We start from the raw sequence: 24,418 nt of genomic DNA on the forward strand, positions 1-24,418 counted from the left end.
TCGACCGCGTCCATGTCCTGGCAACGCCCGGGATGGATGCCCACAGCAGCTATGTCGCCTTGTCGCGGCATCGCGACGAGGTGGACCTCCATTATGGCCGCGATGATTTTGCCAATGCGGACCGGCTCACCCGTGCCCTGTCGCGCGACCGCGCCAAGGACATGGCCTCGGATTACGAGCACGTCGATCCGCTCCAGAGCTACGCCGAGCGGCGTGGGATCACCTTCCGCGATCGCGCGGCTGAGATCGTGCGCAAGATTGTGCCCGAGAAGCTGCGCGACATCTTCGACGGCCTACGCACCCCGGCTGATTTGCCGGGACTGGAGGGCAGACAGAGGCCGGAACGGGCAACGCCGGAAAGGGAAAGCAGCGGTCCGGCAGCAGAGCGGCGCGAAGCCGAAGTGCCGGCAAGCAACGTGGCGCAAGATCCCGAAGCGGACGCACGTCGCATCCGGACACGAGCGCTGGTGCGCCATGCCCGCGCAGTAGATGCGATCTTCGCAGCGCGGGAAACGGGCGGCTCAGCAAGCCGCGAACAGGTGAAAGAGTTGCAAAAGGCGCGTCAAGCTTTCGAGGAGGTGCGCCCCTTTGGCTCCCACGATGCCGAGGCCGCTTACAGGAAGAACCCGGAGCTGGCTCGCGAGGCGGCCGGTGGTCAGGTCGGCCGGGCCGTGCGCGCGCTCCAGCTCGAAAGCGAACTGCGCACCGATCCGAGCCGCCGCGCCGACCGCTTCGTAGAGCGCTGGCAGAAGCTCGACCAGGCCAGTCGGCGCTTGTATCAGGCGGGCGACTTCTCCGGCTACAAGTCCGCGCGCTCGGCGATGGGCGACATGGCGAAAAGCCTCGAACGCGACCCGCAATTCGAATCCATCCTCGCCGGCCGCAAGAACGATCTTGGCATCGGATTCGAATCAGGCCGCCGGCTCGGCCAGGATCTGGCCTTCGTCCATGGCATCGATCTCGGCAGAGGCCGAAGCCTTGGAATTTGACCCATCCCGTTTGCCGCCGGCTCTACGCCACGCCTGGCAACACGCGAAGTCCTATTGTCCGCCTGCATCTGTTTGGCCTCTCTGGTCTCACAACACCTCAGAAGCGACCAGCGAAGGGCATCACGGCCATGCGCGAACCAGACCGTATCATCAGGTTGAAAACCGTCCTTGCCAGGACGGGGCTGTCCCGATCCACAATTTACCGCAAGATCGCCGAGGGCACTTTCCCGGCCCAGCTCAAAATCAGCAGCAACGGAACCGGTTGGCATGAATCTGAGGTCAGCCGCTGGATCGCGGATCCGATCGGATGGCGAACCAAGGATCGATTTCCCTCCAGCCAGGACCAGGGGCTGAAGATCCGCACGAAATAGGCGGCGCTGAACGTAATTCAGACGTGCGGCTGCCCGCGTCTGTGCCCGTTACCGCACTCGCGGTTTCGAGGCTTCTGGGCTGCCATCGGGCGCTAATGGCAGCGCTGAGCATGTGTTCGGAAAATTTTTTCGACGGGACTTAGCCACCCGATACTTCGGTCGGCCCCCGTGGTTGCTAGATGGTAGCTAGCCTGAGCGGCCAGTTAGGCCAACTTCATCTAAGGCTATGATTTGGTTGGTACAGTTGGGTGGGCTCGAACCACCGACCTCCTGTTCCACAGACAGGCGCTCTAACCAACTGAGCTACAACTGCATCCGTCGCGGGCCACCCCGCGGGGGGCCCGAACGCGCCGGAAACTAGGTGCAACGGGCGAATTTGGCAAGGCCGAGATCGGATAAAGTCTCCAGCCATGCGCCCGTTTTTTGACGTCGCGAGAGCGTTCATGCGCGCTCGATGGCAGCGCTCAAAAAGCGTAGGCCCGAACGCTGATGCGCCGGACCCAGGAGCTTCGAGCGGTCCGGCCGGGCGCGTCAAGCCACAGCCGACCGACGTCGTGACGCGCCTCAGGCGGCCGTCTTGAACAGCTTGGTGGCGCTTTCCTTGATCGGCTCGACGGTCTCGACCGCGACCTTCTGGCCGAGCTCACCGAGCTCCTTGGCCTGCGCCGTGAACGTCTCGAACTGCTTGCGGGCGAAACCGGTCCACAGCTCCATCGCCTCCGACGGCGACTTCACGCCGAACAGCTCCTGGGCGAAATCGAGCGAGGCGGTGGTGTTGGCCTTGGTGAACTCCATCACCTTCGACGAGTAGGCGCCGGCGCCCTTGCTGGCATTAGCGAAGAAGGCCTCGATGGCCGAATTGTGGGTTTCCGCGGCGTCCTTGAACTTGGCGTAGTTCTCGCGAGCCTGCGACACGCCCTTCTCGGCGAGCGCGCGCATCTGTTCGGGAACCTCGAACGGAATGATCGATGCGGAGAAAGGATCGGTGGCATTGGTCATGGCATGCATCCTTTAGAACATTAAGACTGGACGGCCCAGAACGGGACGTCGCTTCGGATCACGCAGAGGAACCGCCCCTGGGAGGTAACAACCTCGCGTAGAGCTATATCGTGTCGATTTTGTGCAACGCAACGGAAATTCCGACATCAGGAACTCTTTGTCGCGGCTAGGGTGGAGCGTGCCCACCGCCTCAACCTCGAAGAGCAGGAAGTCTCAGAGAAGCGAGACGCTGCTGTCAGACCTTCGGCTTGGTCGCGTCGAAAGCAGCCCGGCTGATGACCTGTCCCATCTCGCTGGCCTGCTCGGCCAGCGACCGCATCTGCCCCTGGATGAACGCGCTCTGCAGCTTGAGGACCTCGGGCAGGTCCTTGGCGTGAACCAGCGACTGCGCGTAGTCGAGCGACGATTGCACGTTCTTCTCGGCATAGGACAATACCTTGGCGCCGATGTCCTTGGCGCCGGCCCGCACGGTCGCGCCGCGCTCCTCGAGCGATCCGGCGGTCGCCTCCGCACCGGCGAGAAACTTCTCGAACGTCTGGCGGGCCTGGTCGAAGCCGGCCTCAGCCATGGCGCGCATGTCCTTCGGAATTTCGAATCGGCGTCCGTCCTCAGTCATGGTTCCCTCCTCCTGATGTCCGGGATCGGTCGCGCCAGGTCGCGCTGGCAGCTCTCGCGTCTCGCTACGAGGCCTGCGGCGATCCCGTCTTGACCTTTTCCGTCCACCATCGTGACGGCCCGGTCCGCGATTGCAACATCCAACCCCCGCTTCCGCCTCCGGTTCTGGGCGCGCCGGCGGACGAGGAACACATTAAGGTTATCCAAGCTTTAGCAGGACCGGAGCACGGCCCGGCCGTGGACCTCTGCCCTCAAAACGCGCGATAGTAACGAATTCTTAACGCTACCAGCTCCGGTCGCCATCAACGTCAAAAGAGCCGTTCGCCGTCGCCGCCCATGAATCACGCCGATCTCGCATTACAGGCCCTCAGCGATCCCCGGCTCGCCATCCATGTCGCGGGCGCGCTGCCGGCGTGGCTCTGGTCGGCCGACGGCAGCCGGGTGCTGTGGACGAATGCGGTCGGGGCGCGGGCGCTGGGAGCGGCGAACGTGCCGGCCCTGCTGGCGAAGACTTTCGGACCGGCCGATTCGCACCGCCGCCAGATCGCTCAACTGGGACGACGGCTGCCCGAGACTGGCGCGCTGCGGCTCGAGCGTTTGCGCGGATTCGGCGCGCCGCTCGGCACGCTCGCGACCTGCGGCTGCGCCCGGATCGACCTGCCCGATGGAACCCGCGGCGTGCTGATTACCAGCACCGACAGCGGCGGACGCAGCCTGCCGTTCCCGGAGCGTCTACGGCGCCTCGCAGAGTCCAGCGAGCTTGCGCTGGTCGCATTCACGGAGCACGGACACTTCGCCGGCATCAGCGCCGCTGGACGACGGCTGTTCGGCGTGCACGACCTGAGCGATCCAGGTTTCGCCATGGCCCGCAGCGCGGCGCTCGCCGACGGGATCGCCGAGGTGACGCTCGGCACCGAGCGCGTGGTGCTCCACCGCGTCGGCAGCGGCAGTCAGACCGGACTGGTTGCCGTGCCGTTGCCGGCCCCGCGCGATGAGTTGGAGGCGCCGAGCCTGGCGCCATCCCCCAAGGCAGAGCCTGCCGCAGATGCCGCCACGACATCACCAGCTCCCGTGGCAGCCGTCCACGCTGATGCGGCCGAGGCTTCGCCTGTTTGTTCGATGGATGACATGACTGAACGCGAGACGGACTACGAAACCCCGGCGCTGTCGAACGAAGCGCCAGCCGAATTCCTGCTGATCGACGACCCCGGCGATGCCGACCTGTTCGAGCCGCTCGAGCAGGTCTCGCAGATGACGACAGACAGGCAGCCGTCCGACGTAGCACAAATCCAGCCCTCGTCCGGCGAAGCGGACGTCGGCGAAGCGCCAGCGCTGCCGAGCGCGCCGAATCATGAGGCGACGACGGCGACCGCCGATTCGTCGGCCTGCGGTCGCCGCCATCCGCTCCGCTTTTCATGGCAGATCGATGCTGAAGGACGATTCTCGCTCGGGTCCAATGAGTTCGCGCGCCTGATCGGTGCGCAGAGCGCGGCGCAACTGGGCCGGCCGTGGCCGGAGCTCGCGGCTTCGCTCGGGCTCGATCCCGAAGGTCGCGTCAGCGCAGCGATCGCGACGCGGGAGACCTGGAGCAATCTCGTCGTCACCTGGCCCGCCGACGCCGGCGAGCAGCTTGTCGTCGAACTCTCCGGACTGCCGGTCTTCACAGCGGACAAGACCTATTCCGGCTATCGCGGCTTTGGCGTCTGCCGCGACCTCGACGCGCTGAACCGGCTCGCAGCACTGCCGTCGATCGAAGCTCATCTGACCGAGCCTCTGGACGCCGACGACAGCGATGTCGGCCCACCCGATTTTGTCGCGTCTCACCCTGCCCAATCCGACCATGCGCCGGCCGCAGATGCGCCGTTGCAGCATGACATCACCAACACGGCATCGCGTGACGCTTCCAATACGAGCCACGCGTCCCACATCGATGGTGTCGGTCTCGATACGATCGGAAACGTCGTTCCGTTCCGGGCTCCTGGCGAGAGCAAGCTTCCGGCGCTGACGCCGGTGGAGAACAATGCATTTCATGAACTTGCGCGCCAGCTGTCGGCCCGCCTCGAAGGCGAGATCCGCAACCCGGCGGTGGAGCTCGCCGGTTCGCTTCTCGAACCGGCTGCCCGCGTGAGTGACCCGTTCGGCCCGCAGCATCAGGACCCGTCGGCGGTTGCCGACACCGCGGATACGCATGGCGCTGCGCTTCAGACCGATTGGCTGACGCCGGAAGTCCCCCCCGCCCAAGGTGACAGCCAGCGCGACCGGATCCTGCTCGACCTGCTGCCGACCGGCATGCTGATCTACCGGCTCGACCGCCTGCTCTACGCCAATCCGGCGTTCTTCAAGCAGATGGGTTATGCGGATCTACCTACGCTGGAGCAGGCCGGCGGCCTCGACGCGCTCTATGTTGAACCCGGCGCATCCTCCGGAACCAGCAAGCCCGAAGCTGGCACGCCTGTGACGATCTCAGCCGCCGACGGCTCCAGCAGCCAGGAGATCAAGGCCGAGGCGCGCCTGTTCACGATCACCTGGGATGGCGACAGCGCGCATGCGCTGATCTTCGCTCCGACCCCTGGGCCATCAGCGGCGGTGACTCCCGCCGAGGCCGCACCGGTGCAGGCCCCGCCCGCATCCGCACCGCCCGCGCTGGTCGTGCCGCCACCTGCCGCGGCCGGACACGCCGAAGCCGAAGATCTCGCCGCCATCCTCGATGTCACCTCCGAAGGCATCCTGATGTTCGATGCCGGCGGCAACATCCACGCCTGTAACCGCAGCGCCGAGGCATTGTTCGGCTATGACGGCGCCGAGCTGGTTCGCCGCAATCTCATCGAGCTGTTCGCCGCAGAGAGCGCGCGGGTGGTGCTCGACTATCTCGATGGCGTGCAGCAGGCCGGAGCAGCCAGCGGACTGGATCAGGGCCGCGAGGTGCTCGGCAAGGTCGCGCAGGGCGGCGCTGTCCCGCTCTCGATCACGATCGGCCGCACCAGGACCGATGGCCCGAACTTCTATGCCGTGTTCCGCGATCTGTCGCAGCTGCGCCGCGGCGAAAGCGAGCTCTCGCAGGCGCGCCGCGTCGCAGATCGCGCGGCCAACGCCAAGGCGGACATGCTGGCTCGCATCAGCCACGAGGTGCGTGCGCCGCTCAATGCGATCATCGGCTTTGCCGAGGTGATGATCGGCGAGCGCTTCGGCACGCTCGGCAATGCGCGCTATGCCGAGTACATGAAGGACATCCGGGCCTCCGGTGAACGCGTCGTGTCGCTGATCGACGATCTGCTCGAGCTGTCGCGCATCGAGACCGGCAAGCTCGAGCTTTCCTTCATCACTCAGAACCTGAACGAGCTGGTCGAGAGCTGCGTGGCAATCATGCAGCCGCAGGCCAACCGCGCCCGCATCATCATCCGCACCTCGCTGTCGCAGGCGCTCCCGCCGGTGATCGCCGACGCCCGGGCGCTGCGCCAGATCGCCACCAACCTGATCTCGGCGTCGATCTCGCTCGCCAATGCCGGTGGCCAGGTCATCGTCTCCACCGCGATGTCGGATTTCGGCGAGGTGGTGCTGCGCGTGCGCGACACCGGTCATGGAATGAACGATCAGGCGGTCGCCGCGGCGCTCGAGCCGTTCCGCGCATCGTCCGCGACGGAGCTCGGCGCCGATGGATCGGGTCTCAGCCTATCGCTCACCAAGGCCCTGGTCGAGGCCAATCGTGCACAGCTCCACATCAAGGCGGCGCCCAAGTCGGGAACGCTGATGGAGGTGGTGTTCTCGCGGGCGGTCGCGCGCAATCAGAGCACCGGCTGAGCCGATCCGGCCGATCTGATCGCGAGCGCACGCAGCTTGAGGCCAAGCAGCAGCGGACCGAATGCCAGCACAAAGCCGGAGAAGGCGATCACCCAGGCAAAGGCCGCGACGTGCAGCAGCGCGCTCGCATGGTCCGGCACCAGCACCGCGCAGACCCGCGCAACGGCCGCAACGATGACGCCCAGGTAGATCGCCTGGGTTGCCACCGAGGCCGTTAGCGCCTGACCGGTGTGGCCGAGCGTGGCACGCGTCATGACCGCAAGCGTCATGATGCCGGCAGCACCGACCATCCAGGCATGCAGCCCGGCGCTGGGCAGGACCCAGCCGAGACTCGCCGCCGCCGTGATCAGGAAGCCGAGCGGCACGAAGGCGTAGCCGACGTGCAGGATGACGAGCAGCCGTTCGCGCAGCGTGCGATCGCCGGCCCAGCGCGCCAGCCTCGCCGCATGCAGCACGCCGGCGACGCCGAGCGCGAGCCCGGTGACGGCGCTGTCCGGCACGACGATCCAACCCAACAGGCTCAGCGCACTGACGAGCACGACGGCCATGTCGAAGCGGCCGAACGGCGCCGGCAGCCGGCCGGGATTATGCTTCACCAGCCAGTTGCGCGTGAAGCTCGGCGTGATGCGTCCGCCGATCAGCGCCAGCAGCAGCACGATGACGGCGACGCCGACGCGGATCGCAACGTCGGCGGAGCCGCGCAGATGCGCCTCGAGATGAAAAGCGATGTTTCCGGCGCACAGCACGCCGACGATCGCAACGACGGGCAGATTGCGCCAATTGCGGCCCGCGACGATCTCGCGCGCGGCGGCGAGCACGACCAGCAGCAGAAAGCTCGCATCGATCAGCAGGGAGGCCCACCACGGACCGAAAGCGGACACCGTCACGGCCATCCGTCCGGCAAGCCAGACGATCACCAGCGTCAGCAGCGGCAGTCCGCGGATCGGCAGGCGTCCGGTCCAATTTGGGATCGCCGTGAACAGGAAGCCGGTGACGATGGCTGGAAGATAGCCGTAGAGCATCTCGTGCACGTGCCAATCGCGCGGTGCGAACGCCGAGTTCAGCTTCAGCTCACCGTAGTACACCGGGAGCCAGACCAGGATAGCCAAGGCAGCCTGGAGCGCGCCGAGCAGGAAGAACGGCCGGAACCCGTTGGCAAGAACGGTCCAGCCCTGATAGTTGCGTGGAATGGCCATTTTGGATGCTCGTCGATATTCGAGGGAACCGCGCCCATGGCGCTGTATCTGAGATGTAGTTGCGCATCCCTCGCAGAGGATTGCGCCAGCACAAACTTCCAGCCGATCGCAAAAACGTGTTATGGGGCGATGCAAACGTCGCCGTGTCCGGCCGGAGAACATCATGGCTTCCATCGACCGCTCGCTGGTCGCGCATCTGCCGCTGTTCGGGGGCCTCTCCCAAGAGGATCTCACCGAGGTGCTGCGCGAGGCGCGCTCCATGCGTGTCCCCCGCAACGGCGCAGTGTTCGAGCAGGGCGCGGATGCGACGTCGTTCTTCCTGCTGTTGCATGGCCATGTCCGCGCCACCAAGACGACGCCGACCGGCGACCAGATCGTGGTCCGCTATGTCGTGCCCGGCGACACCTTCGGCGTCGCGCCCGCTATCGGCCTGCAGCATTATCCGGCGACGGCGACCGCAGTCGATGACAGCATCGTGCTGGCCTGGCCGTCGGCCGCGTGGCCACGGCTGGTGGCGCGGTTCCCGTCGCTGGCCGCGAACACGCTGCAGACGGTGGGCCAGCGGCTGCAGGAGACCCATGCGCGGGTTATCGAGATGTCGACGCAGCAGGTCGAGCAGCGCATCGCGCATGCGCTGCTGCGGCTCGCCAACCAGGCCGGACGCAAGCTCGATCACGGCGTGCAGATCGACTTTCCGATCAGCCGTCAGGACATCGCGCAAATGACCGGCACCACGCTGCACACCGTCAGCCGCATCCTGTCCGCATGGGAGCAACTCGGGCTCGTCGAGAGCGGCCGTCAGAAGATCGTGCTGCGCGAGCCGCACAAGATCGTCCTCCTGGCCGAGCAGACGTCGGATACGGCCGCGTCCCGCTCCTGATCACGTGCAGGCGCACAGCGCCGAGAGAAACGTGTCGGGATCGATGCCGTGCTCACGGCAGGCATCGGCGACATTGTGGAAGCAGGCGATCGGACAGCCGACGCAGCGCATCTGAAAGGCGAGAAAGACACGGATCGTCTCCGGCCTGCGCCGCATGACGTCGTCGACCAGTTCATCAAAGGAAATGGGCATGCGCGCCTCCATTCGAAAGCGAATGGTAGCAGCGATGCCGACTGGCCTCTTTGTCGCGGCACAAGCACCGCGGCGTACAGCTGTTTACACAGCCCGGCTGTGCAGTTGCTTCGATGCGTCCAGATGCGCATCGAACGCCGCAGCCACGCTGCGCACCAGGAACCGGGAATGCTCGGTCACTGCGAGCGCGCTGCCGTTGAGTTCCACCACTCCATCAGAAATCAGCGACTGCAGTCGCGGCGCCGATCGCAGCATCTGATCGGTTTCCATGCCGTGGCGGGTGCAGATCACGTCGAGATCGACACCGTAGTCGCACATGATGCGCTCGATGATGTCGGCGCGCAGGCGATCGTCGTCGGTCAGTCCATAGCCCTTTACGGTGGCGAGGGTCCCCGCGGCAATCTTCTCCTCGTAGGCGCGCACCTGAGGCGCGTTCTGGACGTAGCCCTGCGGCAACTGTCCGATCGCCGAGGCACCAAAGCCGAGCAGCAGGTCATTGGCGTCCGTCGTATAGCCCTGGAAATTGCGATGCAGCCGCCCCTCGCGGAAGGCGATGGTCATCGGATCGGTCGGCAGGGCGAAATGATCCAGGCCGATCTGGACATAGCCTGCCTCCTTCAGCGCATCCGAGATGGCGCAGGCCTGGTCATATCGCTCCAGGCTGTCAGGCAGCGCGTCATCCCGGATCTTGCGCTGATGCGTCTTGAACGATGGCACATGCGCATAGCCGAACACGGAGAGCCGGTCCGGGCGCAGGTCGATGGCACGCTGGACGGTGTCGAGACAGGACGCCACGGTCTGATGCGGCAGGCCATAGATCAGATCGAAATTGATGCCGGCAACACCTGCTTCGCGCAGCCCGTTGGTGGCCGCGGCGGTCTGCTCGAAGCTCTGTACCCGATTGATGGCCTGCTGCACGCGCGGATCGAAGCTCTGCACGCCGAGACTCGCGCGGTTGACGCCGCTGAGCCCCAGGGCGCGGATCATCGCCGGGGTGAGCGTGCGCGGGTCGATCTCGATGGCGATTTCGGCGGACGGCAGCACGAAGAAGGAATGGCGCAGCGAGCCGACCAGATCGACGAACGAGTCCGGCGCCATGATGGTCGGTGTGCCGCCGCCGAAGTGGATGTGGCCGACCTGAAGCCGCCGGCCGATCTGGCGGGAGACCATGTCGATCTCGCAGCGCAACGCCGATTCGTAAACCGCGATCGGCTCGTCGCGCTTGGCCACCATGGTGTTGCAGCCGCAATACCAGCACATCGATCGGCAGAACGGCACGTGCAGGTAAAGCGATGCCGTCGCGCTTGCCGGGATAGCGCGCAGCCACTCTGCGTAAGTGGATGGACCGACCGCCGCCGAGAAGTGGGGCGCCGTAGGATAGCTGGTGTAGCGCGGGAGGCGCTCCTGTCCGTAGCATGCGGCGAGATCTGGTCTCATGTCCTGCCTGTCCACCTGAGTTTGGACTTGTCTGACACAGGGCAAAGGACGCGGCCTTGAGCTTTCTCAAGGCTGGCCGACGAATGCCCCATCATTGTCAGTAAAAACTCGGCTTTCGCCAGCGACATTGCGCTTCGTCAAAGTGGCCGGTCGATTTCGCAATGATCATCGATCCGCTCACGATTCGAGGGATCCGCAATGGAAGCTCTGGACCTGCTCATTCGCCTGTTCGCTGCCCTCGCCAATGTCCGCGGTCATATTCCTCAATCCGACGGGTTCGAATCCTTTCGCGACGATGCGGCGCCGACCGGCCTGCTCGGCAACATCGCCATGTTCATGACCACGCTGTTCTGCATCGCAGCAGCCGTGGCCTTCGTTGTGCTGCTGGCGGTGCGCTGGTTGAGCTGACGGACGAGACGCTCGCTTCGTTCGTCCGGCGCACATCGTATCTGTTCTCCCTTCCCCGCTCGCGAAATCAGCCACTCGTCTGAATGCGCGCGTATGACGCGCGGCTCGACGGATGCCTATAGGACAGCCTTCCTGCCGTTCCTTGGACGCGACGGATGAGTGCCGCGTGCCGTGCCGGTGCAACTGATTAGCACGCGTGCAATATCGCGCCCTTAGGCGTGACGCAGAGCACGATTTCCCTGCCTGATTTCGCAAACGCCAAATTACTTGTTGCAGCGCAAACAAGTCCGGTTCCAACAGGCGCATGCTGCTTTGCGGCACACCATCAGATCCAACGAAGGAGCGATCCATGTTGACCCGCCGCACCGCCATGTTCAGTGCAGCCATCGCCGCGATGATACTTGCGGCTCCCGCTGTTGCCGACGACCTCAAGCTGCCGCGCCAGCGGGTCGATCTCGTCGCCCCGCCATTCGTGCACGTGCACGAGCAGGCCACCAAGCAGGGCCCGAAGATCATGGAGTTCAAGCTCGTGGTCCAGGAGAAGAAGATGGTGATCGACGAGAAGGGCACCACCTTCCAGGCCATGACGTTCAACGGCTCGATGCCGGGTCCGCTGATGGTCGTGCACGAGGGCGACTATGTCGAGGTGACCCTGGTCAATCCAGCGACCAACACCATGCCGCACAACATCGACTTCCACTCGGCGACCGGTGCGCTCGGCGGCGGCGCGCTCACCCTGATCAATCCGGGCGAGCAGGTCGTGCTGCGCTGGAAGGCCACCCGCACCGGCGTCTTCGTCTATCATTGCGCTCCGGGCGGCCCGATGATCCCCTGGCACGTCGTCTCCGGCATGAACGGCGCCGTGATGGTGCTGCCGCGCGACGGCCTCAATGACGGTCATGGCCATTCGCTGCGCTACGACCGCATCTACTACATCGGCGAGCAGGACCTCTACGTTCCGCGCGACGAGAAGGGCAACTTCAAGTCCTACGACTCGCCGGGCGAAGCCTATAGCGACACCGAAGAGGTGATGCGCAAGCTGACGCCGACGCATGTCGTGTTCAACGGCAAGGCCGGCGCGCTCACCGGCAAGAATGCGCTTAACGCCAATGTCGGCGAGAACGTTCTGATCGTGCACTCGCAGGCGAACCGCGACAGCCGTCCGCATCTCATCGGCGGCCATGGCGACTATGTCTGGGAGACCGGCAAGTTCTCCAATGCGCCGGAGACCGGACTCGAGACCTGGTTCATCCGCGGCGGCTCGGCCGGCGCCGCCCTCTACAAGTTCCTGCAGCCCGGCATCTACGCCTATGTCACCCACAACCTGATCGAGGCGGCCAATCTCGGCGCCACGGCGCACTTCAAGGTCGAAGGCAAGTGGAACGATGATTTGATGACGCAGGTGAAGGCGCCGGCGGACATTCCGACCGGTTCAACCAACTGATCATATCCAGGGGGCCGGTGCGACCGGCCCCCACTTTCCTCCGATGTGCTGCCATGCTGCTCGCCTTCAAGATCAAGATCGCTCTCGCCTGCATCGTCGGCGTCGCTGGCCCCACGGCCATCGCGCCCATGGTCGCCAGGCTGCAGGACCCGGTGACCAGCGTCGCTGAACCGGCCCTTGTCGAGATCGCGCCGGGAACGATCAACTACCGTGAATCCGGCGACCATGTTCGCGACGGCCGCCAGGCCGAGTCGCCGATCACCGCGATTCGCTTCGATCGTCCGCTGACCATCATGACCCATCAGGTCAGCGCCGCCGACTACCAGGCCTGCGTCGAAGCCAACGCCTGCCGCGCCATGGAGCGCGATATTGCCGTCGCCATCGATCGTCCGGTCGTGCAGGTGAGCTGGCTCGATGCCAACGCCTATGCCGAATGGCTCTCACTCAAGACCGGGCGGCGCTATCGCCTGCCGACCGACGCCGAGTGGGCCCATGCAGCCGGCACCCGCTTCAAGGACGACGGCCTCTCGGTCGATGATACCGATCCCGCGCGGCGCTGGATCGCCCGATACGAGCGGGAGTCCGCCCTGCCCGACGATCCAAATCCGCGCAGCTTCGGCAGCTTCGGACGGAATGAGCACGGCGTTGCCGATCTGGCCGGCAACGTCTGGGAATGGACCTCGACCTGCTTCACCCGCAACGTGCTGGATAGTGCCGGACGCGTCGTCAAGACCGTCAACAATTGCGGCGTCCGCCTGGCCGAAGGCGCGCATCGGGCCTATGTGACGGATTTCATCCGGGACGCGCGCGCCGGCGGCTGCGCGTCAGGCAGACCCCCGGCCAATCTGGGCTTCCGGCTGGTCCGCGACCCGCCCACATGGAGCCAAAGCATCGCGCAACGACTGGGCCGTTTGATGCACGCCGTCCGCGCCTGACCAGCAAATTCCTCCGCAGCAGCCCCGGGGACGGCGTCGTGCGCGCCGGTGCCCTGGCACTGGCACAAATGCCAGTCACGCAATATCAACTTTCGGTTGCGATACTCGATCTACAAACGTTAGACAATTGCCGTTGAGAGACGCGATGAGCGGACCAGGAGGCGAGTGTGGTTTCTCGACATCCGCCGGTCTTCTTCACGTCCGACCTCCACGGCTACGGGATCGGCAACACCAGCTGGTTCGATGACAACTCGCCCCGCGCCCTGGCCGGACGCTGTCTGGTCGACGCGCTGGAATATCTGCGCACGTCGCCGAAATTCGCGGCCAGGGACTGGCATGTCCTGAATGCGACTGCGGCGCGGATGGTCCACCAATGTCTCGCCGATCCGGCACTCGCGCGCCATGACTTGATCGGTCGCGCAACGCCTCACATCGAGGAGATCTGCGCCCGGATCGTGGCCAGCCGGCAATATCGGATCCCGTTTTACGGCGAAGATTTCTGGGACTGGGCCAGCGTCGTCGATGCGTTCTGCGAGGTGCAGAATATCTCCGCGACCGCGGCACAGGTCGCCAGACGCGAGCTGGACCAGTTTCGCCGAACCGTTCACATCCGCATGCCGAGCGGGCTGTCGGTCGGCGACCCCGAGCAGGAATGGTTCGGGCCGGCGATCGCAACCCGCGCTCATCGCCTGCTCGATATGCGGATGTCCGGCTTCGACCCCGATCTGCGCCATGAACTGCAGGCCCAGGCGCTCGAACGCATCGAGCGCGGCAGATATCGCGGCCGGCAGGTGACGCCGTGGCAGGTCAACTGGCACTACGGCCAGGTCGTCGGCGAATTCCAGCGCGCTGCGAGCGAGCAGGCGGCAGAGCTGGCGGACTTCGCCTGGCTGGCCGTGCCGCTCGACCCCGCCAAGCGCGCGCTTGTTCTCGCGCGTATCCTGCAAGGGGCCGGGGCCATGAAGGACCGGCGAACGGTGCTGCAGACGCTCGACGAGCTCTACCGCTGCGAGACGCCGGGGCGTCCGCTTGGCCAGGGCGTGATCGGCGCCAGCATCGAGGCCTCGCTGGACGTGCTCGAGGCGCTCTGGCCGCAGCTCGACGACCGCGACAAAGCCAGCATCAACGCCATGCTCGAGGCGCTGCGCTTCCTGCACGCCAAGGCCCATACGATCGGGTTCGTCGTCGAGACGGGAGAGGACATCGAGGGACTGATCCAGGCGATGGGGCCGGGCACGCTGATCGAGCAACGCAACGCGACGCGCGCCATCATCCGGCATTCCTGCTTTCATGCAGTGGTCTGCCTGGGCCGTTCCATGACCGAGGTGGCAAGCGCGACGTCAGTCGCGATCGAGGAGCATGGCGCACGGTGGGTGATCATGGCAGGACGGGCGCACGCGCTCGGCTCGAGGCTTCCGCAAGCCGGCCATGGCGCCCGTTTTGTCGGCGCCGGCCCGGGCGATCTCGTGGTCACCGCGGCCTTGGCCCCATTTCGGATCGAGATCAGATTGCGGGACGCGCTGAGCATCGCCGAGCCCCCCTTTCCCAAGGACGGAGGCATGATCATCCCGACCGATCCGGAGCTCTGCCGTCTTGCCCATGACTCGGCGGCCGCCATGCTCGACCAGATCGGTGTGTTCTTCGAAGGCGTCACGGTCACGCACGACGACAGCGGCACTGAGGCCGACATCCTGGCGGCGTTTCCCGGCGCCCTCGCCGCCGACAAGACGGCCTATGTGACAGGGCTGGTCTGTCTCAACCGCAGCGTGCCCTGTCTGATTGTTCAGAGCCTGACCGGGACACCGTCACCTTCCGCCAGGAGCCAGGACCACAACGCGGCGTGCCGCCTTGCGGTCAAGGTCGCGGAGATGCTGTGCCGGAACTGGTAGCGCCTCAGGTGTTCTTCAGCGCGACGCGGAATTCGGCCTCGGTCTTCGCCTTGACCTCGTCGAGCGTCACGCCGTCGGCGAGCTCGATCAGGGCCATGCCGTCATTGCCGTGCTTGTCGATCGTGAACACCGCGAGATCGGTGACCACCATGTCGACCACCCGCTCGCCGGTCAGCGGCAGGTTGCACGTCTTGAGCAGCTTCGGACCGTCCTTGGCGCTGTGCTCCATCACGACGACCACACGCTTGACGCCGGCGACGAGATCCATCGCGCCGCCCATGCCCTTGACCATCTTGCCCGGGATCATCCAGTTGGCGAGATCGCCGTTCTGGGCGACCTGCATGGCGCCGAGGATCGACAGGTCGATGTGGCCGCCGCGGACCATGGCAAACGAATCAGCCGACGAGAAGTAGCTCGTGATCGGCAGCTCGGTGACGGTCTGCTTGCCGGCATTGATCAGGTCGGGATCCTCCTCGCCCTCATAGGGGAACGGACCCATGCCGAGCATGCCGTTCTCGCTCTGCAGCGCGACGTCGACTCCCGGCGGGATGTAGTTGGACACCAGCGTCGGAATGCCGATGCCGAGATTGACGTAGTATCCGTCCCGCAGCTCCTTGGCGGCGCGCGCCGCCATCTGCTCTCGCGTCCAGGCCATCAGACTTCCTCCCCGGCTGCAGCGGCGGCTTCACGTTTGCGCACGGTGCGCTGCTCGATGCGCTTGAGCGCGGTTCCCACCTGGATGATGCGCTTCACGAAGATGCCCGGCGTATGGATGTGGTCGGGATCGATCTGACCGGCCGGCAGCAGGTGCTCGACCTCGGCCACCGTGACCTTGGCCGCCGTGGCCATCATCGGATTGAAGTTGCGCGCCGTCTTCCGGTAGACGAGGTTGCCGGCGGTGTCGCCCTTCCAGGCGTGCACGATCGCGAGATCGGCGAAGAGGCCGCGCTCCATCAGATATTTCTCGCCGTCGAATTCCCGGACTTCCTTGCCCTCGGCGACAAGCGTGCCGACGCCCGTCTTGGTGAAGAAGGCCGGAATGCCGGCGCCGCCGGCGCGGATGCGCTCGGCCAAGGTGCCCTGCGGACAAAATTCCAGCTCCAGCTCGCCGGCCAGATATTGCTGTGCGAACAGCTTATTCTCGCCGACATAGGACGAGATCATCTTCTTGATCTGCCGCGTCTCCAGCAACCGGCTGAGGCCAATACCGTCGACGCCGGCATTGTTGGAGATGACGGTGAGGTTCTTCACCCCGGACTCGCGAATGGCGTCGGACAGCGTTTCTGCGATGCCGCAAAGGCCAAACCCGCCGGACATGATGGTCATGCCGTCCTTGAGGAGGCCCGCAAGGGCGGATTTGGCGTCCGGATAGACCTTGTTCATACGGGAATGACCTGATGGAGAGCGGCGACCGCGCGGATATCGACCGGATTATTAGGCGAAATCTTTGCAATGCGTCAATGATGCCTTCCCAACGCGCAGCCCGTGCTTTAGCTGTCGCATCGGCGCGCGCCTCCCGCATGGACCGGACGCCGGAGTCGATGGGCTCCGCCGCAATCCGGCCACACCAGCGGCGTGGCCTTGAAAGCGTCAAGAAAGCGCATCAAGTTGTTGATGTTGGCAAGGGTTTTCGGCGCACCCTGCCCATCCACCGTAACCAGCGATCCGACGATCCCAGGACATGTCCGTGACCATGGCCCAAGGAATGAGGCGGCTCGGCACACCGATCGCGGTGCTGCTCGGGATCGCCTTCGTGGGCCTGCTGGCGAGCTCCTGGCTGGTCAATCGCGAGGCACTTCGGCAGGCGGTGGAGAAACAGATCCGCGCGGTGACCGGGCTGGAGCTCGTCGTCAAGGGACACATCGACGTCTCCTTGTTCCCCGGCAGCTATGTCTCGTTCCACGATGTCGGTTTCAAGGGCAGCACCGCCAGCGATCCGGCGCTGCGCGTCGATGTGCTGACCGCCAATCTGCAGTTGCTCCCGCTGCTGCTGCAGCGCTTCGAGATCGCCGATGTCATGATGCTGCGGCCGCAGATCAATGTGACGCGCGAGGCCGACGGCAACAGCAACTGGACGCCGTTCATCGAGACCATCACCCGCACCATGCGTCCCGGTCCGGACAGCCAGATGTCGTTCTCGGAGATCCGCATTCAGGACGGCATTCTGGTCTATGAGGACTCCAACCATCATGCGTCCGAGCGGCTCGACGACATCGACCTGTCGCTCGCCTGGCCATCGATCTCGCGCTCTTTCGCCGCCACCGGTCAGTTCGATTGGCGCGGCCAGCGCATCGAGGGCTCGATCAGCGTCAGCGACTTCCTGGCAGCGCTGTCCGGCGACCGCTCCGGTCTGAAGATGCGCCTGGCCAGCCCGCCGCTGAAGGTGGCGTTCGACGGCACGGTCGCCAACCGCACCAGCGCATTGATGGAAGGCACCCTGACCGTCGATAGCCCGTCGCTGCGCGACGCGCTGCGCTGGACCGGCCAGACGCCGCTCGGCGGCGGTGGCTTCGGACGCTTCGCCTTGCGCGCGCGGGCCAACATGGTCGGCGCCTCTGTCGCGCTCACCAACGTCAATGTCGAGCTCGACGGCAACACCGCCGAGGGCGTCATGACCTACGCCAACAATGGCCGTCAGGCGCTGCAGGCGACCCTGGCGGCCGATGCGCTCGACTTCACGCCCTATATCTCGACCTTCCGGCTGCTCGCCAACGGCGCGCGCGACTGGAACCGGCAGCTGTTCGACCTGAAGGCGCTCTCAACCACTGATCTCGACATGCGGCTCTCGGCCGCAAAGGTCACGGTCGGCTCGTCGAAACTCGGACGGACGGCGTTCGGCGCGAATTTGCGCAACGGCGTGCTGGCGCTCTCGGTCGGCGAGGCGCAGATGTATGGCGGCGTGGTGCGCGGCTCGTTCGGCATCGCGCGGGCCGACACCGTCGCCGACGTGAAAGCCGAGTTGCAGTTCACCGACGTCGACCTGCAGGCCTGCGCCAACGAGATGTTCGGCGTCTCGTCGTTGTCGGGGCGCGGCAACCTCAATGTCTCGCTGACAGCATCCGGCTCGAGCCCGTTCGGGCTCGCGCAATCGCTCGACGGCAGCGCCAATCTGCAGGGCCGCGACGGAGCGATCTCCGGCTTCAACGTCGAGCAGTTGCTGAAACGGCTGGAGCGCAGCCCATTGTCGCGCGGCGGAAATTTCCGCACGGGATCGACGCCCTACGATTCGCTGACGATCGCAGTGAGATTCGCCGACGGCGTTGCAACCGCGGAAGACATCCGGGTCGAAAGCCCGACCGCGCGGATCACCATGACCGGAACGGCGTCGGTGCCGAGCCGCGAATACGACTTCAAGGGCGTCGCGAGCCTGCTGTCGTCGGGCAGCGGCGGCAACGGCTTCGAACTGCCCTTCGTTGTGCAGGGGCCGTGGGAGGATCCGCTGATCTTCCCCGATCCGGAGAGCCTGATCCGCCGCGCACCCGCGGCGGCGCCCCTGCTCGATGCCGTGAAGGACCGCAAGACGCGCGATGCCGTGCGTTCGGTGCTGGAGCGCTTCACGGGCGGCGGATTGCGCCCGGCTCAGCAGGACAATGCGCCGCAGGCCGACGCTCCGACGAGCGAAAGTCCCACAAAACAGAACTGATGATCGCCGCGTTAAGCGTTATTCAGCGCGAGCGGTGGGCACGACCCATGTCTGATATATTACTTCTGGATCGCATCTGGTCCCTGCGCTAGTGTCCGCCACAACCGATCAAGCAAGATCGGCGGATCAGGGAGAGACACGTGAAATCCAGGGGAATGGGTGCGCTTTCAATCGCAGTAGCCGCCGGGCTTTTTTGCGCTGCAGCACCAGCCGTCGCTCAGGACACCATCACGATCTGGTGGAGCAAGGGCTTCTACAAGTCCGAGGACGATGCGCTGCTCAACGTCGTCAAGAAGTTCGAAGCCAAGACCGGCATCAAGGTCGAGCTGTCGCAATACGCGATCCAGGACATGATTCCGAAGACGGTCGCCGCGCTCGATTCCGGCACCGTGCCGGACGTGGCCTATGCCGACACCTACGACGTCCAGGCGCAGGGCAAGTGGGCCTACGAAGGCAAGCTCGAGGATCTCACCGACATCCTGGAGCCGATGAAGTCGGCCTTCGCCCCGAACACGATCGAGACCGCCTATCTCTTCAACAACGTCACCAAGAAGAAGGCCTATTACGGCTTCCCGCTGAAGCAGCAGAGCATGCATGTCCAGATCTGGGGCGACCTGCTGGAGAAGGCCGGCTTCAAGCAGAGCGACATCCCGACCAAGTGGGAAGATTACTGGACGTTCTGGTGCGACAAGGTGCAGCCGGGCATCCGCAAGGCGACCGGCCAGCGTCTCTACGGCGTCGGCCAGCCGATGGGCGTGGAGTCGACCGACTCGTTCCAGTCGTTCTACACCTTCATGGACGCCTACAACGTGAAGCTGGTCGATGACGACGGCAAGCTGCTGGTCGACGATCCCAAGGTGCGCGACGGCCTGACCAAGGCGCTGAAGGACTATACCGACACCTACATCAAGGGCTGCACGCCGCCGTCCTCGACGACCTGGAAGGATCCGGACAACAACGTCGCCTTCCACAACAAGACGATCGTGATGACCCACAATTTCACGATCTCGATCGCCGCGAAGTGGTTCGAGGATTCGACCAACCAGGCGCTGACGCCCGAGCAGCGCGCGGCCGGCAAGAAGGCCTATGAGGAGGACATCATCACCGCGTCCTTCCCCAACAAGCCGGATGGCACGCCGATCAAGTATCGCTCCGACGTCAAGACCGGCCTCGTCTTCAGCAACGCGAAAAACAAGGCGCAGGCCAAGGAATTCATCAAGTTCCTGATGCAGGAAGAGAACCTCGGCCCCTACGTCGAAGGCGCGCTGGGTCGCTGGTTCCCGGTGACGACTGCCGGCCAGAAGAGCCCGTTCTGGCAGGCCGACCGCCATCGCAAGGCTGTCTACACCCAGTTCACCGGTGGCACCTCGCCGTTCGACTTCACCAAGAACTACAAGTTCACGATTCTCAACAACGAGAACGTCTGGGCGAAGGCGATGAACCGCGTGGTCAGCGAAAAGGTGCCGGTCGAGAAGGCCGTGGACGAGCTGATCGCCCGCATCAAGGAAGTTGCGGGCTAGTCCATCGCATCGCGATGCATTAGCCTGACGTCCTGACAAAGACTGCCGGCCGCAGCCCATGCGGCCGGTTTAGTCGTCGGCGGAAGAGACGACCAGAGTCACCCAGAAGAGACATCCATGGCGATCACGCTCTCAGCTTCCGATTCTGCGCTTGCGGAGGCACCGCGACCGGCGCGACTGACACCACCCCAGGTCTGGGGCGTCGTCATGCTGGCGCCGTACATCCTGGTGTTCCTCGCCTTCGTCGTCTATCCCGTCGGCTACGGCCTGTGGCTGGCCCGCGACCCAGCGAGCTATGTCGCGCTGTTCAACGATCCCATCTTTGCGCGTGCCGCCGTCAATACGCTGATCTTCCTCTTGGTCGGCATCAATCTGAAGATGCTGATCGCGCTGTTCCTGTCCGGCTTCTTCGTGCAGCAGCGCGGCTGGATCAAATGGCTGTCGGTGATCTTCATTCTGCCCTGGGCCGTGCCGTCGATCCCGACCATCCTGTCGGTGCGCTTCATGCTCAATCCCGAATGGGGCGTGGTGAACCAGCTGATCTTCAAGTTCACCGGCGAGGACGGCCCGAACTGGCTGAACGACCCGACGGTGGCGCTGGGCATGGCCATCGGCATGCACATCTGGAAGTCGCTGCCGTTCTGGACCTTGATCCTGATGACCGGTCGTCTCGCGATCTCGCAGGACCTGTTCGAAGCCGCCGAGGTCGACGGCGCGACCTGGATGCAGAAGTTCCGCTACATCACCTGGCCGTCGATGCAGACGCTCTACATCACCTGCACGCTGCTCTCGATGATCTGGACGCTCGGCGACTTCAACAGCGTTTATCTGTTGACCGGCGGCGGTCCGGCCGATCTGACGCACGTGCTGTCGACGCTCGGCATCCGCTATCTCCGGCTCGACCAGCTCAGCCTCGCGATGGCCTCGATCGTCTGCGCGATGCCGCTGGTGCTCCCTCTGGTCTATTTCATGATGAAGCGGTTGTCGCGATGAAGCTCCCTACCCTGCGCGAAGTCGGCACCGAGGCCCGGCTGCTGCTGATCGGCATTCCCGTCTTCATCTGGACGATGATCCCGATCTATCACATGTTCCTGTTCGCGATCTCGCCGAAGGAGGACGCGTTCTCGGGCAAGCTGTGGCCGGATCATCCGACCTTGCACAATTTCTCGATCGTGTTTCACCAGCAGCATTACTTCCTGCGCGACTTCTGGATCCAGTTCGGCAACTCCGTGATCATCGCGGTGGCGGTCGGTGCGCTGACCCTGATCATCGCGACCTGTGCGGCGTATGCAATCTCACGCTTGCGGGTACCGGGCAGCCGCGTGGTCATGAACCTCGCGCTGTTCACCTATTTCATTCCGGCTGCGTTCCTCGCAGTGCCGATGTATCGCACCATGGGCAAATACGGCCTGCTCAACAACGACTGGTCGCTGATCCTGGCGATGGTGACGATCGCCTCGCCGTATGCGATCTGGGTGCTGAAGCAGGCCTCCGACAAGCTGCCGGTCGAGCTGGACGAAGCAGCCGTGATGGACGGCGCGAGCCCCTTGCAGATCTTCCGCCTCGTCTACGTGCCGCTGATGATGCCGTCGCTGGTCGCGATCGGCACCTACGCCGTGCTGTTGGCCTGGAACGAGTATCTCTACGCATTCCTGCTGCTGTCGAACGACAAGGCGATCACTCTTCCGGTGGCGCTCGGCAACTTCCTCGCCGCCGACGACTCGCCATGGGAACTCCTGATGACCACCGGCTTCATCTACGCGTTGCCGCCGGCCGCGGTCTACTACGCCTTCAAGCGCTACATGGTCGGCGGTCTTACCGCGGGCGCCGTGAAGTCGTGACGGAGTGATGCGCGTCGGGTTTCGCCAGGGCCGTATCGAAGATGTCGCGCGGCCGAACTGGAATGACGACGGGCCGCGCCCGGTCGATTGGTTCGCTTGGTATCCGGCCGCGGACGACGCGATCGAAGCCGCGCTGCCGATCGCACCCTGGCCGCAAGGCTGGTTCAAGGCCGGGCCAGCGGCATTGAATGCGCCGCTTGCTGCGGGCCCCGGCGGCTGTCCTCTCGTCGTGTACTCGCACGGCACCGGCTGCAACGGAATGCAGTTCGAATGGCTGGCCCGCGAGTTGGCGAGCCGCGGCTTCATCGCAGTGGCCGTCAACCATCACGGCAACAGCAATGCCGAGCCGTATCGGGCCGAGGCCTTCCTATGCTCATGGGAGCGGCCGCGCGACATCTCATTGCTGATCGACCATCTCGCCGTTCTTCGCAACTTCGCAGGCCGCATCGACGCCAATCGCATCTTTGCCGTTGGCTACTCGCTCGGCGGCGTCACCGCCACCGCCCTGCTCGGCGCCATCATGATCCGCTCGCCGTTCGAGCCCGGCGCCAATCTCGGCCGCGGCCCGCGCGAGTTTCCCGATCTCGTCGATCACCTGCCGCGGCTGGTGGAGACGAGCCAGGTGTTCCGCGACTCCTGGGCGCGGATGTCGGCGTCCTATCACGATCCGCGCATCAAGGCGGCGCTGCTGCTGGCGCCGGGCCGGTCGGTGCAGGGCTTCTCCGAAGACAGCGTCGCCGCGATCGACGTCCCGACCCACATCATGGTCGGCGGCGCCGATGCGCTGCTGCCGTCGGCGCATTGGCTGCAGGAGCGCTTGCCGCGCAGCGCATTCGATGTCGTTGCTGACGAGGCCGGCCACTACGTGTTCCTGCCTGAGAGCACCGAACTCGGCCGCACCTCCGATCCGGCCAGCTGCGTCGATCCGCCCTCGGTCGATCGCGCGGCGATCCATCACACGGTGGTCGCCACCGCCTTGAAGCTGTTCGCGCGCTGATCGACGCTGCCACAGCACTCGTGATCATCTTCGCGAGTTGTGCTGGTGTGAATCCAGCAAGCCGCCCCAACCCCAGCTGTCATGCCCGCGCAGGCGGGCATCCAGTACGCCGCGGCCTTTCGGTGGACCCACAGGCGTCTCGGCGTACTGGATCGTCCGGTCAAGCCGGGCGATGACAGCTGTGGTGGCGACGCCCTCAGGACATCTCCGTCATTGCGAGCGCAGCGAAGCAATCCAGAGTCCTTGCTCAGCCCTGGATTGCTTCGCTGCGCTCGCAATGACGATCGTTAGAGCGGCGCGGCGCTCTCGCCGCGGTCGCTGGACAGTTTCGAGGCCAGCGATGCGACCACGATCACCACTGCGATCAGCCCGATCACCAGCGTACAGATCGCGTTGATCTCCGGCTTCACACCCAGCCGCACCTCCGAATAGATCCGGATCGGCAGAGTCGCCGAGCCCGGCCCCGTAGTGAAGCTCGCGATCACGAGGTCGTCGAGCGACAGCGTGAAGGCCAGCATCCAGCCGGCAACCACCGCAGGGGCAATCAGCGGCAAGGTCACCATCGCGAAGGCGCGGAACGGATCGCAGCCGAGATCCATCGCTGCCTCCTCCAGGCTGCGGTCGAGCGAGACCAGCCGCGACTGCACGACGACAGCGACGAAGCACATCGTCAGCGTGGTGTGGGCGATCGTCACCGTCCAGAAGCCACGCTCAGCCTCCAGCGCCACGAACAGCAGCAGCAGCGACAGGCCGGTGATCACCTCGGGCATGACGAGCGGCGCATACAGCATTCCCGAGAACAGCATGCGGCCGCGAAAACCCTGGCCGCGCGACAGCGCCACGGCCGCGAGGGTGCCGAGCACGGTCGCGACCGTGGCCGACGTCGCGCCGACGCGCAGGCTCATCCAGGCGGCGTCAATCATGGCGCGGTCGTTGAAGAACTCGTGATACCAGCGCAGCGACCAGCCGCCCCACACCGTCACCAGCCGCGAGGCGTTGAAGGAGTAGATGACCAGGATCAGGATCGGCAGATACAGGAAGGCGAGCCCGAGCGAGAGCGAGGCGACGTTGAAGCGGGACAGGCGGGAGGGATTAGGCACGAGCGATGAGCTCCTGCGGGGCAACCCTCAGCGTCGAGCAAGAGAAAGAGCCGCCTCGGCTGTCGACCACCCTCCCCTGGAGGGGGAGGGTCGATCGCACGCGAAGCGGGCGAGCGGGGTGGGGTGATCTATCCGCGAACGCTTGTACCCGTGGAGAGATCACC

The 24,418-nt window shown here is 65.0% G+C and carries 20 protein-coding genes, 1 tRNA gene and 1 pseudogene; 13 read left to right on the plus strand and 9 right to left on the minus strand.

The genetic code is table 11. The features are described from left to right. Both BRAO375_RS24340 and BRAO375_RS24345 read left to right on the plus strand, forming a co-directional pair. Nucleotides 1–989: pseudogene (locus BRAO375_RS24340) on the plus strand (Ti-type conjugative transfer relaxase TraA); the annotation flags it as partial. A gap of 128 nt (nt 990–1,117) precedes the next feature. After that, entirely contained in the window at nt 1,118–1,360 is a 243-nt protein-coding gene (locus BRAO375_RS24345; protein ID WP_009030114.1) for a helix-turn-helix transcriptional regulator, read from the plus strand. Between the two features lie 236 nt (nt 1,361–1,596). Here the strand turns inward: BRAO375_RS24345 and BRAO375_RS24350 are convergent. The 3 genes from BRAO375_RS24350 to BRAO375_RS24360 all read right to left on the minus strand — a co-directional run bounded on the left by BRAO375_RS24350 (nt 1,597) and on the right by BRAO375_RS24360 (nt 2,975). Further along, a tRNA-His gene (locus BRAO375_RS24350) sits at nt 1,597–1,673 on the minus strand. Nucleotides 1,674–1,924: 251 nt separating this feature from the next. Next, nucleotides 1,925–2,359 carry a phasin gene (locus BRAO375_RS24355; protein WP_009030115.1) on the minus strand — a complete coding sequence of 145 codons (435 nt, stop codon included), beginning with the start codon at nt 2,357–2,359 and terminating at the stop codon, nt 1,925–1,927. A 235-nt stretch (nt 2,360–2,594) separates the two neighbouring features. Next, complete coding sequence (locus tag BRAO375_RS24360; RefSeq protein ID WP_009030116.1) at nt 2,595–2,975, minus strand: phasin; 381 nt, start codon at nt 2,973–2,975, stop codon at nt 2,595–2,597. 335 nt (nt 2,976–3,310) lie between these two features. Here BRAO375_RS24360 and BRAO375_RS24370 point away from each other — a divergent pair, with 335 nt between their 5' ends. Next, entirely contained in the window at nt 3,311–6,772 is a 3,462-nt protein-coding gene (locus BRAO375_RS24370) for a PAS domain S-box protein (protein WP_009030117.1), read from the plus strand. On the opposite strand, the gene BRAO375_RS24375 is transcribed toward BRAO375_RS24370, so the two are convergent. Next, entirely contained in the window at nt 6,757–7,968 is a 1,212-nt protein-coding gene (locus BRAO375_RS24375) for an NnrS family protein (protein ID WP_009030118.1), read from the minus strand. The genes BRAO375_RS24370 and BRAO375_RS24375 overlap by 16 nt on opposite strands. Nucleotides 7,969–8,131: 163 nt before the next feature. Here BRAO375_RS24375 and BRAO375_RS24380 point away from each other — a divergent pair, with 163 nt between their 5' ends. Beyond that, a complete protein-coding gene (locus BRAO375_RS24380) occupies nt 8,132–8,848 on the plus strand; it encodes a Crp/Fnr family transcriptional regulator (RefSeq protein ID WP_009030119.1) in 717 nt (238 codons plus the stop codon). Here the strand turns inward: BRAO375_RS24380 and BRAO375_RS24385 are convergent, their stop codons facing one another. Together BRAO375_RS24385 and hemN are read right to left on the minus strand one after the other, a co-directional pair. Continuing rightward, nucleotides 8,849–9,040, minus strand: a complete 192-nt coding sequence (locus BRAO375_RS24385; RefSeq protein WP_009030120.1) for a DUF1858 domain-containing protein — start codon at nt 9,038–9,040, stop codon at nt 8,849–8,851. It lies immediately after the preceding gene. Between the two features lie 84 nt (nt 9,041–9,124). Beyond that, nucleotides 9,125–10,477 (minus strand): oxygen-independent coproporphyrinogen III oxidase, encoded by a 1,353-nt coding sequence (gene hemN, locus BRAO375_RS24390; RefSeq protein WP_009030121.1) that lies wholly within the window; start codon nt 10,475–10,477, stop codon nt 9,125–9,127. A gap of 198 nt (nt 10,478–10,675) precedes the next feature. On the opposite strand from hemN, the gene BRAO375_RS24395 reads away from it, so the two are divergent. The 4 genes from BRAO375_RS24395 (at nt 10,676) to BRAO375_RS24410 (ending at nt 15,153) form a co-directional block, all read left to right on the plus strand. Then, complete coding sequence (locus tag BRAO375_RS24395; RefSeq protein ID WP_009030122.1) at nt 10,676–10,885, plus strand: hypothetical protein; 210 nt, start codon at nt 10,676–10,678, stop codon at nt 10,883–10,885. 349 nt (nt 10,886–11,234) lie between these two features. Further along, nucleotides 11,235–12,329, plus strand: a complete 1,095-nt coding sequence (gene nirK / locus BRAO375_RS24400) for a copper-containing nitrite reductase (RefSeq protein ID WP_009030123.1) — start codon at nt 11,235–11,237, stop codon at nt 12,327–12,329. Between the two features lie 53 nt (nt 12,330–12,382). Continuing rightward, nucleotides 12,383–13,264, plus strand: coding sequence for an SUMF1/EgtB/PvdO family nonheme iron enzyme (locus tag BRAO375_RS24405; RefSeq protein WP_009030124.1), 882 nt, complete (start codon nt 12,383–12,385; stop codon nt 13,262–13,264). 167 nt (nt 13,265–13,431) lie between these two features. Next, entirely contained in the window at nt 13,432–15,153 is a 1,722-nt protein-coding gene (locus BRAO375_RS24410; RefSeq protein ID WP_009030125.1) for a hypothetical protein, read from the plus strand. A 4-nt stretch (nt 15,154–15,157) separates the two neighbouring features. Here the strand turns inward: BRAO375_RS24410 and BRAO375_RS24415 are convergent, their stop codons facing one another. Beyond that, nucleotides 15,158–15,808, minus strand: coding sequence for a 3-oxoacid CoA-transferase subunit B (locus BRAO375_RS24415; protein ID WP_009030126.1), 651 nt, complete (start codon nt 15,806–15,808; stop codon nt 15,158–15,160). Continuing rightward, nucleotides 15,808–16,536, minus strand: a complete 729-nt coding sequence (locus BRAO375_RS24420) for a CoA transferase subunit A (protein ID WP_009030127.1) — start codon at nt 16,534–16,536, stop codon at nt 15,808–15,810. The genes BRAO375_RS24415 and BRAO375_RS24420 overlap by 1 nt, the downstream gene beginning before the upstream one ends. A 298-nt stretch (nt 16,537–16,834) precedes the next feature. Here BRAO375_RS24420 and BRAO375_RS24425 point away from each other — a divergent pair, with 298 nt between their 5' ends. From BRAO375_RS24425 to BRAO375_RS24445, 5 genes are all read left to right on the plus strand, one after another. Beyond that, nucleotides 16,835–18,796, plus strand: coding sequence for an AsmA family protein (locus BRAO375_RS24425; RefSeq protein WP_083842526.1), 1,962 nt, complete (start codon nt 16,835–16,837; stop codon nt 18,794–18,796). A 140-nt stretch (nt 18,797–18,936) separates the two neighbouring features. Next, on the plus strand, nt 18,937–20,316 hold the full coding sequence (locus tag BRAO375_RS24430; RefSeq protein ID WP_009030129.1) for an ABC transporter substrate-binding protein: 1,380 nt from the start codon (nt 18,937–18,939) through the stop codon (nt 20,314–20,316). A 117-nt stretch (nt 20,317–20,433) separates the two neighbouring features. Then, on the plus strand, nt 20,434–21,309 hold the full coding sequence (locus BRAO375_RS24435; RefSeq protein WP_009030130.1) for a carbohydrate ABC transporter permease: 876 nt from the start codon (nt 20,434–20,436) through the stop codon (nt 21,307–21,309). Then, on the plus strand, nt 21,306–22,157 hold the full coding sequence (locus BRAO375_RS24440; protein ID WP_009030131.1) for a carbohydrate ABC transporter permease: 852 nt from the start codon (nt 21,306–21,308) through the stop codon (nt 22,155–22,157). Before BRAO375_RS24435 ends, BRAO375_RS24440 begins: the two co-directional genes overlap by 4 nt. A 7-nt stretch (nt 22,158–22,164) precedes the next feature. Continuing rightward, nucleotides 22,165–23,154: an alpha/beta hydrolase family protein gene (locus tag BRAO375_RS24445; RefSeq protein WP_009030132.1), complete on the plus strand. Its 990-nt coding sequence runs from the start codon at nt 22,165–22,167 to the stop codon at nt 23,152–23,154. A gap of 287 nt (nt 23,155–23,441) precedes the next feature. Here BRAO375_RS24445 and BRAO375_RS24450 read toward each other — a convergent pair whose 3' ends face one another. Next, nucleotides 23,442–24,254, minus strand: coding sequence for an ABC transporter permease (locus tag BRAO375_RS24450; RefSeq protein ID WP_009030133.1), 813 nt, complete (start codon nt 24,252–24,254; stop codon nt 23,442–23,444). Nucleotides 24,255–24,418 lie beyond the last annotated feature (164 nt).

Origin of the sequence: Bradyrhizobium sp. ORS 375, assembly GCF_000239775.1 — a bacterium.
Lineage (GTDB): Bacteria > Pseudomonadota > Alphaproteobacteria > Rhizobiales > Xanthobacteraceae > Bradyrhizobium.